This is a genomic window from Sunxiuqinia sp., from assembly GCF_055140945.1.
Window position 1 is genome coordinate 99,193 of sequence record NZ_JBSQYS010000011.1, and the last position, 12,610, is coordinate 111,802.

Here is a 12,610-nt window from a genome sequence, read left to right on the forward strand (position 1 = left end):
CAATCACCAACTAACGAAAGCCAAAACATTCATTAAACAACTGACATCTAGCACTATTTCAAATAAACCGATGCCGCGCAAATAACCATCGTCTATATTTATTTATTTTCCATAGACAAATTCAATTAAAAATTATTCAAGATTCTCAGTAAGCTTTCGAACGATCTTCAGATTGTCAAGGAATTCTTTTGCAATAACCCGGACAATTGTATAAACCGGAATTGCCAGAATCATGCCTAAAATCCCTGCAACACTTCCAGCTGCTAAGATCACCAGAAAAATTTCCAGCGGATGAGCTTTAACACTGCTTGAATAAATCAGCGGTTGAAACAATATATTATCAATAATCTGTACCGAAGCGAAAACAAGCAACATAAAACCCAACAAGGGCAAGGTATGCGACGAAAAATCGGCATTGAGATTGATTGCAATACCTATTAGCAAACCAACTGTTGCACCCATCCACGGCCCCAAGTAAGGAATTACATTAAACAAACCGCAGAATAATCCAATTACCACCGAATGGCTAAACCCCACACCAACAAAGGTTAACCCGAGGGTTACCAGGGTTCCCACCATTGTTACTTCGAACAGCAAACCAATAAAGTAGCGCCGAAGTAGACTATAGATTGAGTTCAGAATTCGATCAACTTTTTCTTCGTAACCCGATGGAACCATAAGAAGGATGCCTTCTTTAAACATATTTTCTTCTTTTAAAAAGAAGAATGTAATAAATGAAACCGAGAAAAAAGCAACGAGTAATTCCCCCAAGGTGCCGGCGACAAATCCAAAAATTCCGGTCAACTGCGAAAACTGCATTCTATCTCCAATCTGCCCTCGCAATAGTTCAACCAAGTTAGCACTAGCATCAACATTGCCTTCCTCTCCGACAAAATCCATCCACTGTCTGATCGGTTTTTCAACAATTTGCAGAACAGCATTAAAATCGATAGTGGAAAGTTGCTCGAACTCCGCCACCAGCAGTGGAATCAAAAAGCGAACTGATCCGATAAAAAAGATCCAAAGAAGTAATATGGTAAAAAAAGCCGCAAGGGTATATGGAACCGAAAAACGACCAATATGAATTCCATGCAAAAAGCGAACTACAGGACGTCCAATCAGCGACAAAACAGCTGATATTAATATATAAGTGACAATATCGCTGAAGTACCAAACCAAAAACAGAAAGACAAGAACACCAACAGCTATTAATAAATTCTTTGTCCACCCTTGCACCTTAATCATATAATAACTTTTTATACAAATATACCGGAATAATTCAAGTTAGAAAGTTTAAACATCAAACACAACACAAGCGTTGTAAATCTAAATGCCCAACGATCAGTTTGGTGTTTCTCATGGCTAGTGATATCAAACAATAACAAGATTATTCATATTTTTTTGATAAATTTGTTTTACGCAAATAACCAATATGAGAGACAAAAAGCTTACTGCCCTAATTGTTGATGACGAAAAAGAAGATCGGGATATACTAACATACATGCTTAAAGAGCACAAAGAAATTACGATTATCGATCAGGCCGAAAGTACGGAGTCGGCACTTTTCAAATTCTTAGAACTCAAACCCGACATTGTTTTTCTCGATTTAGTAATGCCCGGAAAAAACGGCATGGAGCTTATTTCTCTTTTGAAGAAACAAAAACTAGAGACAAACATTGTAATTGTTAGTGCCTACCGTGATATGGCTATAGAAGCAATTAAAAATGAAGTTTATGACTTCCTGCTTAAACCGATTGGACCGCGAAAACTACATAGGGTAATTGCGAATATTGAAAGAAGAAGAAGCAAGGTAGATAACATACATTTAAACAACTTGCTTGGCAGTTTCAAGCAAGAAACTAAACTTAGGCTTTCTTCAACCAACAGTCATATATTGGTCGATCCAAATGATATTTTATACTGCGAAGCTGAAGGGACCTACACACATATTCACTTGGAAAACGGGAACATTGAACTGGCAAACACATATCTTGGTAAGATTGAAGATTTTCTAATTAAAAACAATAATTTTTTCAGAATTAGTAGACGCCACCTGATAAATCTTGATAAACTATGGCGAGCAAACAAGGCTGACAATTCCTGCATTTTAATCGCCAATAATGAGGAATTAAAATTGTACGGCTCGAAAAAACAGATTCGAGAACTTTGTAAAATCGATAATCCTAAATAATGGTTGAAAACAAGACGATAACCGCGATGATTATTGACGACGATGAAGAAGCAATCGCTCTTCTCGAAATTTACCTGAAAGCCTTTCAGGAGATTGAAATCGTTGACAAAACCACGAACCCCAAGCAAGGGATTAAACAGCTAATCAGAAAGATGCCGGACATGGTCTTTTTAGATATTGACATGCCGGACATTAACGGATTGGAAGTTGCAGAGGTTATCAAAGACAATCAGTTGAGCACCGAAATTGTATTTACAACAGCGCACAGCAAATATGCCTTTAAATCGTTAAACTTAGAACCACTGGACTACCTTGTAAAGCCTTTTGGTCCCGAAGAATTAATTTCTGTCGTTAACCGTTACAAAACAAGGATAAAACGGAAAGAATTAGAGCGCAGCATGGACATCTTCATCCAAAATAACCGTCCAGTAAAAAAGGTGAAACTCACGACAAATTCCGGGGTTGTATTTATTAATCCACAAGAGGTTATGCTGCTTCAGGCAAAAATAAATTACAGCATTGCCCATTTGTCCAACGGAAGTATTGAACTAATTACTCAACCGATGCAAAAGATCATCGACTTAATGGATTTTTCCAACCTGGTAAAAGCAAACCGCTCATCTTATATCAATATTCAATATTTGCGCAAAGTTGACCGCCGAAATAAAATATGCATGTTAACTCACAAAGACATTGTTATTGAGGAACCAATCAACCGTTCAAGTATTTCTTTCTTCGAAAAGTTGAATTGCTTCCCCATCACCTGATCGAGTTAACCTAGCTCTTCAGCAAGGCAAAATCAAGTACATCACTGATGTTCTTTACAAAATGAAACTTCAGCCCCTTCAAATAAACGTCTTTAATTTCCTCCAAATCTTTCTCATTATCAGCGGATAAAAGAACCTCTTTAATACCAGCGCGCTTTGCTGCCAGAATTTTTTCTTTGATTCCCCCAACCGGCAGCACTTTGCCGCGTAACGTAATCTCGCCAGTCATCGCAATATTCTTCCGTACTTTTCTTTTCGTTAAAGCCGAGGCCAATGAAGTTACCATCGTAACACCTGCCGAAGGGCCATCTTTGGGAATCGCTCCCTCCGGAACATGCACATGGAAATTATTCTTGTCAAACATTTCCTGTTCCAGCCCCAGCTCCTCGCGGTGCGATTTTAAATATTCCATTGCCAGCATGGCAGATTCTTTCATCACTTCTCCCAGGTTACCAGTCAATGTCAAACCACCTTTTCCGGTACTTAAACTAGACTCTACAAATAGAATTTCGCCACCATGGGCAGTCCAGGCCAAACCAGTAACAACGCCGGGTATCTCATTACCCTGGTAGCTTTCGCGCGTATATTGAACCACACCGAGATATTCCCGAATATCTTCTTTGGTTAATTTCTTATTATAAGGTTCTTCGAAAGCAATTTTTTTAGCTATTCGACGGATAATCTTGGCAAGCTTTTTATTCAATTCACGTACACCAGATTCGCGCGTATAATTTTCAACAACGTGTTCAAGAATGTCCTTTGTAAACGAAACCTGATTTTTCTTCACCCCATGATCCTTCAATTGCTTAGGAAGCAAATGGCGCTTGGCGATTTCAATCTTCTCCTCAACAATATATCCGTTTACATCGATCAACTCCAGGCGGTCACGCAAGGGCGCTGCAATGGTGCTCAGCGTATTGGCTGTCGCCACAAACATCACATTAGACAAGTCATAATCGACTTCCACATAATTATCATGAAACTCTGAATTTTGCTCAGGGTCCAGCACCTCAAGCAACGCCGAGGCCGGATCGCCATGAAAATCCTGCGACACCTTGTCAATCTCATCAAGAATAAAAACGGGATTTGAGGTTTTTGCTTTCTTAATATTTTGCAAAATACGTCCCGGCATTGCTCCAATGTAGGTTTTCCGATGACCACGAATTTCAGCTTCATCACGCATTCCACCAAGGCTCATGCGAATATACTTTCGATTAAGAGCTCTTCCGATTGACTTTCCAAGCGAAGTTTTACCAACTCCCGGAGGACCATATAAACACAAAATTGGGGCCTTCATATCCTTTTTCAACTTCAATACAGCCAGGTGCTCCAAAATGCGTTCCTTCACTTTCTCCAATCCGTAGTGATCTTCATCCAACACCTTTTGTGCATGCTTCAGGTCGAAATTATCTTCAGTATACTCATTCCAAGGAAGCTCAAGCAATGTCTGACAATATGAGAATTGAACTGAATACTCACCAGCTGCTGGGTTTAATCGGTGTAGCTTGGTTACTTCTTTATCGAAAAAAGCAGCAACTTCTTCACTCCACTTCTTATCCTTGGCAGCTTCTTTCATGTCAGCAATTTCCTGCTCTATCGGATTGCCTCCCAGCTCATCCTGAATGGTTTTCATTTGCTGGTTAAGCAAATATTCACGTTGCTGCTGATCTAAGTCCGTTTTTACTTTGGTTTGAATATCACGCTTCAACTCCAACATTTGAACCTCTTTCACCAAGTATGAAATGGCTTGTATTCCACGCTCACGAACATCAGCAATTTCGAGCAATTTCTGTTTTTCCTCAACCTCAAGGTCAGTGTTGGAACAAATAAAGTTGATCAGGAAGGTTGAGTTTTCGATATTCTTAACCGCGAAAGTTGCTTCGGGAGGTACATTGCTCGAATATTGAGCGACTTTAATTGACAAATCTTTAAGAGATCCAACAACAGCACTGAATTCAGTATTATTCTCCGCTGGTAAGATTTCGTCGAGCAAAGTAACCTGGGCTCTAAAATAAGGGAACTCTTCCAGATAATTGGTCACTTCGAACCTCCGTTTCCCTTGAATAATCACAGAAGTTGACCCGTCGGGCATCTCAAGAACTTTCAGGATTTGAGCGACTGTGCCGACCTGGTACAAATCTTTTTGCTCCGGATCATCAATGCTGCCATCCTGTTGAGTCACCGTTCCCAGTAGTTTATCCCCACGAAAAACATCTTGAATGAGTTTCAGTGATTTTTGTCTTCCAACTGTAATCGGAATCACAACACCCGGGAATAATACTGTATTTCGAAGTGGCAAAATTGGCAGTACTTCTGGCGCCTGAAAATTTTTCAGTTCTTCTTCATTTCCATCGGCAATGATTGGAATAATTTCAGAATCATCGTCTCCCATACCTGTGAATATCATATTTTTTAATGAATGACCTCTATTTTCTCCCATTATATTTTCTCTTTCTCTATCAGTGTGACAATCTGGCGTAAAATTAGCCATATTAATTCAGGGCTATTATTAGTCAATAGCCATGCCAAAAGAATTTGATGCAAGTTTAAAAACTGCGAAAAACCGAAGTCCAATCAAAAACGGTAGTTAGTATTTGTTTGTCAATTTCGGTCAACTCCCGATTGCGACGTGTCATCACTTTTTCTGCGACACTAAAAACACTTTTCAGTTGATGAAGTTTAAAACCTCCCGGGCCTCCATCGGCAAACGAAGGTACAAACTGTCGTGGAAACCCGGTTCCATGAATATTGCAGCCCACACCAACAACCGTTCCGGTATTGAACATGGAACTAATGCCTGCTTTGGAATGATCTCCCATGATCAGTCCGCCAAACTGCAATCCGGTTTTATAAAAACGGCCGGTGGTATAATTCCACATTTTAACCGGCTCGTAGTTATTTTTCAGGTTCGAAACATTGGTTCCGGCACCTAAGTTACACCACTCGCCCAAAACCGAGTTACCTAAAAAACCATCATGTCCTTTATTGGAATATCCAATCAGAATTGATTGACTGATTTCGCCACCAACTTTTGAAAATGGTCCAACGGTTGTTGCTCCGTATATTTTACTTCCCATGTTCACCACCGCATGATCGCCCAACACAAAAGGTCCGCGAATAAACGATCCTTCCATTATTTCAGCATCTCTCCCAATGTAAACGGGCCCGGCTGTCGCATTAATCGTAGCAAACTCGAGTTTCGCGCCCTGCTCCACAAAGATATTCTCCGGATGAATTAACTGATTTGTATGACTAATTGGCTCTGATTCACGATCGGCTGTCAACAAGTCAAAATCCAACTGAATTTGGCGGGAGTTAAATTCGGTCAAATCCCAAGGATATTGAACCAGATCCAACTCTCCTGCAAAATCCTTCCAGTGAATTTCAGCAGTATTTTCATAAAAAGAATCGGATGCGGCTTCATCAACAAGAGCAACAATTGGCTGGCCATTCCACACAATTCCTTGCCCCAACTGAAGCTTTTCCACCTGAGCAGTCAACTCGTCTGTTGGACAAACATGAGCATTGATCAATAAATTTTCAGATGCGATTACTTTGGGATATTTAGCTTGTAAATAGCTCTCTGTTTGCCATGAAAAATCTCCTTTCAGACGCTTTCCCCACTTTTCCGTTATCGTTAAAATTCCGGTTCGCAGCTCAGAGACAGGACGAGTAAAGCAAAGTGGCAACAGGTTTTCCCGCTCCGGAGAATCCAACAAAATTGCATTCATGACGATTTTTTTTCAAAAGTAGACAAAAAAAAAGCTCCGCAAAAGCGGAGCTCATATATCGTATTTAAACGTAGATTACTTTTTCTTGCTATCCATGTGTTTCTTATAACGGTTCATGAATTTGTCAACACGTCCAGCAGTATCAACCAATTTCATTTTACCGGTATAGAATGGATGCGAACTACTTGAGATCTCCACTTTCATCAATGGATACTCAACTCCGTCAACCACTTCAGTTTCTTTTGTGTTAACGGTTGATTTCGTCAAATAAACCTGGCCATTTGACATATCTTTAAACGCTACTACGCGATAATTTTCCGGATGTATTTCTTTTTTCATTGCTGATTCTTTTTCAACTTTATTTCAATCGGTGTGCAAAGATACTTACCTATTTTAAATTTCCAAAAAGTTTTTCTTCTTTTATTCATCTTTTTCAGTTCCAATTATTGGAGCCCGCTCAAACGGCTTATTCCGATCAAACAGATAGCGCATGGTATGATGCGTTTTTACATGTTTCCCGCCTACTGATTCGTACAACGAAATGATCTTGGGGTTAAAATCGCCGGCCCAGGAAAGCTCAACTTCAGTATACTGTGGCTTTTTCTTCATCAACTTATCCTGATGCCAGAAAATAGCAGACTCAATACCGGACTTTTGAAACTTTGGAACGACACCCATAATTAAGATACGCGTACGTGTAATTGTCTTTTTCTTTTTGTAATAAAGAAATTTCAGCATGTTGATGAAATTCAGCTTTCCGTTCAGCTTTTGCAATATCTGGTTGATATCAGGCACCATTACAAATAATGCGATGGGTTCTCCTTCATGATAGGCAAACCAAATCATTTCCGGATCCAACACGGCTTTTGAGTCCTTAATAAAGTCCCGCAGGTCCTGCGGATCCAGAGGATTGAAATGCTCGTGAAACCGCCAGGCTTCATCATAAATATAGCTGAAATCTTTGATAAACTTCTCCGTATCGCTATAATCGAAATGCTTAAAACTATATCCCGGCTTTTGTGCTACCCAACCCGCGATTTTCCAGAAACGTTCCGGAAACGGCACCGAGTAATCCAGGTGATAGCTAAATTGCTCAAAATAAACTTTGAAACCATAGTTATCAAATCGCTTTTGGTAGTACTTCGGATTGTAAGGCATGCCATAACCTTGTGGCATAAAACCATCTACTAACAAGCCCCAGTTCATGTAGTTTTCGCCAAAGTTTACCGGTCCATCCATGGCCTCCATTCCGCGCTCTTTCAACCAATCGCGAGCCGTGTCGAATAACAAATTAGCCACTTCCTGATCATCAATACATTCAAAAAAACCACAACTTCCGGTGGGTTGCTCAAACGTTTTTGCCTTATCGTAATTGATAAACGCAGCGATACGTCCAACAGGATTACCCGATTGATCGACAATCACCCACCGTTCAGCTTCTCCATGTTTAAATGACGGATTTTTAGCAGGATCAAAGGTATTTTCAACCATTCCCTGGATTGGTGCTGCCCAGTTTTTATCACCCTTATAAATCAGGTGTGGTAATTTGTGAAAGAGCTTTATAGTTTCTGAGTTATTGACTTTTTGTAACTGCATGTGCTTGGTTAATTGTTTTAGTTGACAAGATACAATTATTTATATTTGTAAAAGATGATTTTTGATTAGTCCTCAATGATTGCCGAGCGCTTGAATTCTTTTTCCCGGTCAAATAAATAACGCAGGGTCAAATGTGTTATGGCCTTTTTCCCACCTACCGCTTCAAAAATTGAGATCATTTTCGGATTGAAATCGCCCACCCAACTGAGCTCCATTTCATTGTACCAATCTTTTCTGAGAAGCACTTGCCTTAACTGGTAAAAAATAGCCGACTCGATGCCCGATTTTTGAAACTTCGGAATAACTCCCATTACAATTACCCGACAACGGTTAATTACCTTTTTCCTTTTCAAATAATACAATCGGAGCAACTTAACTAAGTTCATTTTTCCACTTGGGAAGTATTTTATCAATTGGTTCGCATCAGGAATCATCATGAAAAATCCGATTGGCACACCTTCTTTGTAAACAAACCAAATGAATTCTTCCTCCAGTATTAACTTCGACTGGTTAATCATGTCACGTAAATCCTGCGGATCAACTGGCTTATAATTATCATGCTTACTCCAGGCCTGGTCATAAATATTAATAAAATCGCGAATGTATGTTTCTTGGTTTTTAAATGTGAAATTTTCAAAAGTATAGCCTGGCTTTTTAGCCGTCCATGCCGCAATTTTCCAAAAGCGTTCAGGCAAATCAGGGCTTGTAATATTTAAGTGATAACTGAATTGCTGGTAGTAGGTTTTAAATCCATAATTATTCCATAGCTTCTGGTAATAGTCCGGATTATAATTCATCCCAAATGTCTGTGGAATAAATCCATCGACAAGCAACCCCCAATGAAAAAAGTTTTCCCCAATATTAATTGGCCCATCCATGGCTTCCATTCCTTCAGCAGTCAACCAATCTTTTGAGACATTAAACAAAGCATCAGCCACTTCCTGTTCCTCAACACACTCAAAAAAACCAACTCCTCCGGTTGGTTGATCAAACTGACTGGCATAACTGGACGAATAAAATGCAGCAATTCTGCCGACCAGCTTGCCTTCTTTATAGGCAACCCAACGACAAGCCTTCCCTTTTTTTAAGGTATTATTTTTTTCAGGATTGAAAATATCCTCAATCATCATTCGAAGAGGAGCAACCCAGTTTTTATCGTGTTTATATATTGAATAAGGAAGCTGATGAAATGCATTAATCAGCTTTTTGTTCGTCACCTCTATTAGCTGCATTTACTTTATCTTGGTTTGAAAGCACCGAAATTAATACTTATCGCCAGAAAACAAAAACAGGAACCGAAGCTCCTGTTATATTTTTAATACTTATCTAAATGAATTTGATCCAATCAGCACTGCTATTTTTATAATCTTTACAAACTAGTTTCAGCTTAAACTAGTCACGGCTGGCCAGTTTCGATAGCAACCTCAATATTTCGAGGTACAGCCACACCAAAGTAACCATTAATCCGAAAGCTCCATACCATTCCATTATTTTTGGTGCTCGGGCTGCGGCTCCCCTTTGGATAAAGTCGAAATCTAAAATCAAATTTAAAGCAGCAACAGCGACAACGACTAAACTAAACCCAATGCTGAACAGACTATTGCCATGCAAAAAACCGAAGCTGGCTCCAAACATACCCGCAATAAAACTGATGAAATAAATCAGTGCAATTCCTCCGGTAGCAGCCATTATAGCCATTCGAAACTTTCCGGTTGCCCGAATTTTTCCTGAGCGAAACAGAAACAGCATAATAAAAAATACACCAAAAGTTAAAGCCACAGCACGCATAACTAATCCCGGGTATTGGACTTCGAAGAAAGCAGAGATACCTCCCAGAAAAAGACCTTCGAAAACGGCATAAATTGGCGCTGTAATATTAGAATAGCGTGGAGCAAAAACCGTAATAATAGCAACAATAAAACCACCGATTCCGCCGCCGATTAACCACGGCGCAACGACCGAAAATGCGCCTTCAGGTGACCCATAATCATAAACGCCGAAAAACTTACGCCAGGTAAACGCAGCGGCAAAAGCCAATATCAGAAACATCAGACCGGTTTTATTTATCGCACCATTAACGGTCATAACATCAGTTTGAGCACCCGTTTGCACCTTGCTAAAAACTGAATTCCCAAAAACCGGATTTGATGATTTTGTCAAATTCATAATTCGAATATTTAAATTGTTCGCGTCAATAACTATAAAAACCATACCATGATTTTCATACTGACATTTTGTACTCAAATGATACAACCAAGAAAAACTGTTAAAGTTCGACGAAATCTCCGAGTAGCAAATTGGCCATTTTCTGTGCCTGCTTCTCTTCCATTTCTTTTGCTAAGTTCAGAAATTCGACACACCGTTCTTTCAAAAAATCACTCCGGTTACCCACAATCAACAAACTGCGGTAAATAATCTGCCCCAGTTCCGGATCCTTAATCAGGGGAACAAGAACGTCAAAGAATGGCTCAAACATTTCATCAATGGCCTTTTTATCAACCATCGCAAGTCGTCCCATCAGGTGGAGGCCTGTAAATCGCACCAAATGCTTTTTTCCCCGGCACCATTCCAATGCTTTCACATACGCAAATTTCGACTGCACAAACGAGTTGGAAACAGCCTGCTCTGCGATCTCCGAAGTAGCAAAGCTTTTCGTCCAAAAATCCAGTTGCTCTTCTGTCATTTTTTCAGGCTCATCCAACAAAGTAGCTATAATCATACTCTCGCGCCATTGCTTATTCCAAAGTTTCAGAGCCAGCAAATGATTTTTTTCGTACTGCTTAGCCAACTCACGCAACGAAATAATGGAAGCCCCCCAATTGATTTTGTAAACCAAGCCCATGGCTTTCATTTGAGCAACCGTTTCTCCATTTTTCAACCGCCGTATTTTAGCAAGAATCTCTCGAAACTGTTTATCAACCGACGGATCATCAATTAATATATCCATATCAATAAATTACAAATTCAACCACGTAAAATAGAATTAGCAAAAGTAAGGAATAGATAAGGTGCCTGGAAATATTCTGGTATTTTGTAATTGAAATATTTAATTTATTTTGAACGATAACAATCAAATACAGCTTTTCGAACAAGTAAGCGACCACTGTTGCATAGGCAACTCCGGCAATTCCCCAGAACTGAACAAACCAAAGGCTAAGCGAGACATTAAGCAAGAACTCCCAAAACGATGCCCAGGCGATCGATTTTGTTTGCTTTAGACCAATCAGAAGTGTTTGAGGAAAAACCAACCGACTAACAATTAGCAGCAAGTAAATATTAAACACCGTAGCACTCTCAGCAAAATGGGAATTAAAAACAATGGGGAACAGCTCGTGACTCGCCACCAATAAGGCCGCAGAAAGTGGAAAAAGGTAATTCGCCAGGCGAGTAGACTCTCTTTTAATTTTTGTAAGCGTTTCGATCAGCAAATCCTTATTCGACAATTCCGGCAACAAAGCATTACTAAACGCGTTGGCCAATAACAGCACGAAAGGTAACTCGCGCGCACCATATCGGAACACCGCAAAAGCCGCCTCATCAAACTTTGAGGTAATGATAAATCCGTCGACATATTGAGCTGAGCCTCCCAACAAAGCAGAAAAAATAAGAGGTGACGAAAGCGTCAGATGCTCCTTCATAAATGTCCATGAGAAATGATTCTCCTGAGCACGCACAATCAGAAGCAGCAAATAAGCATAGCGCATAAAAGCCGCCAACACTAATCCATACAATGAGAATTGAATGGGCATTCCGAGAACAGTTGGCAGGCTGACTAAAAGCAGCAACACCGAAAAACTGATACCGCCATAGAATACGATAGCACGGGTTTGATTTCGCAGCAAGAAAAAGTACTCAACCAAATTGGCAGGGACACTAAAAAAAAGATAAGCCAACAACAGGTAGAGATAAGGGAATGAGTCAATACCAATACTTTTGCCGACAACAGGCTGACTAACTGCAAGCAAAGCTCCTATAACTAAAACTGTAAAAAAGCTGATCAGCAAGAACGCATTGAAAACCGGAGATTGTGATCCAGCTCTTTCATCCTTTGAAATAGGTAGTAAACCACGAATCAGACCATTCAGCCAAAAGAAACTAACCGCTCCTGCCAGAAACAAAAATTGCTCGTATTCTCCAATCGACTCCGTGGTCAAACTGGTTTTGGTAAAGACAACACCAATCAAAATAAAAGTACCAAACCGCAACAGGTGGAAAATCTGCAAAGACGAAATATTGGTCAGCCTAAATTTCATTGATCAAATCTAAAACTAAATACGCAAAGGACAAATCAAAATCAATCCACTCAAAACTTACACCTTGTATGG

General features: G+C 39.8%; 11 protein-coding genes. 2 read left to right on the forward strand and 9 right to left on the reverse strand.

The annotated features are described in order from the left end of the window. Positions 1 to 132: 132 nt before the first annotated feature. The gene (locus tag ACTB00_RS07370; RefSeq protein ID WP_463299266.1) at positions 133 to 1,245 is read right to left on the reverse strand and encodes an AI-2E family transporter; all 1,113 of its coding nucleotides are present in this window, start codon (positions 1,243 to 1,245) and stop codon (positions 133 to 135) included. Between the two features lie 187 nt (positions 1,246 to 1,432). Here ACTB00_RS07370 and ACTB00_RS07375 point away from each other — a divergent pair, with 187 nt between their 5' ends. Together ACTB00_RS07375 and ACTB00_RS07380 are read left to right on the forward strand one after the other, a co-directional pair. Further along, a complete protein-coding gene (locus ACTB00_RS07375; protein ID WP_463299267.1) occupies positions 1,433 to 2,191 on the forward strand; it encodes a LytR/AlgR family response regulator transcription factor in 759 nt (252 codons plus the stop codon). Beyond that, positions 2,191 to 2,958 carry a LytR/AlgR family response regulator transcription factor gene (locus ACTB00_RS07380; RefSeq protein ID WP_463299268.1) on the forward strand — a complete coding sequence of 256 codons (768 nt, stop codon included), beginning with the start codon at positions 2,191 to 2,193 and terminating at the stop codon, positions 2,956 to 2,958. The genes ACTB00_RS07375 and ACTB00_RS07380 overlap by 1 nt, the downstream gene beginning before the upstream one ends. Before the next feature lie 10 nt (positions 2,959 to 2,968). Here ACTB00_RS07380 and lon read toward each other — a convergent pair whose 3' ends face one another. The 8 genes from lon to ACTB00_RS07420 form a co-directional block, all read right to left on the reverse strand. Continuing rightward, entirely contained in the window at positions 2,969 to 5,398 is a 2,430-nt protein-coding gene (gene lon, locus ACTB00_RS07385) for an endopeptidase La (protein WP_463299269.1), read from the reverse strand. 106 nt (positions 5,399 to 5,504) lie between these two features. Next, positions 5,505 to 6,689, reverse strand: a complete 1,185-nt coding sequence (locus ACTB00_RS07390; protein WP_463299270.1) for a GlmU family protein — start codon at positions 6,687 to 6,689, stop codon at positions 5,505 to 5,507. A 75-nt stretch (positions 6,690 to 6,764) separates the two neighbouring features. After that, complete coding sequence (locus tag ACTB00_RS07395; protein WP_159521958.1) at positions 6,765 to 7,028, reverse strand: type B 50S ribosomal protein L31; 264 nt, start codon at positions 7,026 to 7,028, stop codon at positions 6,765 to 6,767. 81 nt (positions 7,029 to 7,109) lie between these two features. Beyond that, the gene (locus tag ACTB00_RS07400; protein ID WP_463299271.1) at positions 7,110 to 8,285 is read right to left on the reverse strand and encodes a GNAT family N-acetyltransferase; all 1,176 of its coding nucleotides are present in this window, start codon (positions 8,283 to 8,285) and stop codon (positions 7,110 to 7,112) included. 65 nt (positions 8,286 to 8,350) lie between these two features. After that, the gene (locus ACTB00_RS07405) at positions 8,351 to 9,517 is read right to left on the reverse strand and encodes a GNAT family N-acetyltransferase (protein ID WP_463299272.1); all 1,167 of its coding nucleotides are present in this window, start codon (positions 9,515 to 9,517) and stop codon (positions 8,351 to 8,353) included. A 160-nt stretch (positions 9,518 to 9,677) separates the two neighbouring features. Continuing rightward, on the reverse strand, positions 9,678 to 10,451 hold the full coding sequence (locus ACTB00_RS07410; protein WP_463299273.1) for a Bax inhibitor-1/YccA family protein: 774 nt from the start codon (positions 10,449 to 10,451) through the stop codon (positions 9,678 to 9,680). Positions 10,452 to 10,551: 100 nt separating this feature from the next. After that, the gene (locus tag ACTB00_RS07415; protein ID WP_463299274.1) at positions 10,552 to 11,232 is read right to left on the reverse strand and encodes a DNA alkylation repair protein; all 681 of its coding nucleotides are present in this window, start codon (positions 11,230 to 11,232) and stop codon (positions 10,552 to 10,554) included. A gap of 1 nt (position 11,233) precedes the next feature. Then, positions 11,234 to 12,538, reverse strand: a complete 1,305-nt coding sequence (locus tag ACTB00_RS07420) for an MATE family efflux transporter (protein ID WP_463299275.1) — start codon at positions 12,536 to 12,538, stop codon at positions 11,234 to 11,236. Between the last annotated feature and the right edge of the window lie 72 nt (positions 12,539 to 12,610).

Bases quoted from the DNA above. Each gene is read 5' to 3' on its own strand.
- ACTB00_RS07420 (WP_463299275.1), bottom strand. From the start codon at position 12,538: ATGAAATTTAGGCTGACCAATATTTCGTCTTTGCAGATTTTCCACCTG.
- ACTB00_RS07370 (WP_463299266.1), bottom strand. From the start codon at position 1,245: ATGATTAAGGTGCAAGGGTGGACAAAGAATTTATTAATAGCTGTTGGT.
- ACTB00_RS07395 (WP_159521958.1), bottom strand. From the start codon at position 7,028: ATGAAAAAAGAAATACATCCGGAAAATTATCGCGTAGTAGCGTTTAAA.
- ACTB00_RS07375 (WP_463299267.1), top strand. From the start codon at position 1,433: ATGAGAGACAAAAAGCTTACTGCCCTAATTGTTGATGACGAAAAAGAA.
- ACTB00_RS07390 (WP_463299270.1), bottom strand. From the start codon at position 6,689: ATGAATGCAATTTTGTTGGATTCTCCGGAGCGGGAAAACCTGTTGCCA.
- ACTB00_RS07400 (WP_463299271.1), bottom strand. From the start codon at position 8,285: ATGCAGTTACAAAAAGTCAATAACTCAGAAACTATAAAGCTCTTTCAC.
- ACTB00_RS07410 (WP_463299273.1), bottom strand. From the start codon at position 10,451: ATGAATTTGACAAAATCATCAAATCCGGTTTTTGGGAATTCAGTTTTT.
- ACTB00_RS07405 (WP_463299272.1), bottom strand. From the start codon at position 9,517: ATGCAGCTAATAGAGGTGACGAACAAAAAGCTGATTAATGCATTTCAT.
- ACTB00_RS07415 (WP_463299274.1), bottom strand. From the start codon at position 11,232: ATGGATATATTAATTGATGATCCGTCGGTTGATAAACAGTTTCGAGAG.
- ACTB00_RS07380 (WP_463299268.1), top strand. From the start codon at position 2,191: ATGGTTGAAAACAAGACGATAACCGCGATGATTATTGACGACGATGAA.
- lon (WP_463299269.1), bottom strand. From the start codon at position 5,398: ATGGGAGAAAATAGAGGTCATTCATTAAAAAATATGATATTCACAGGT.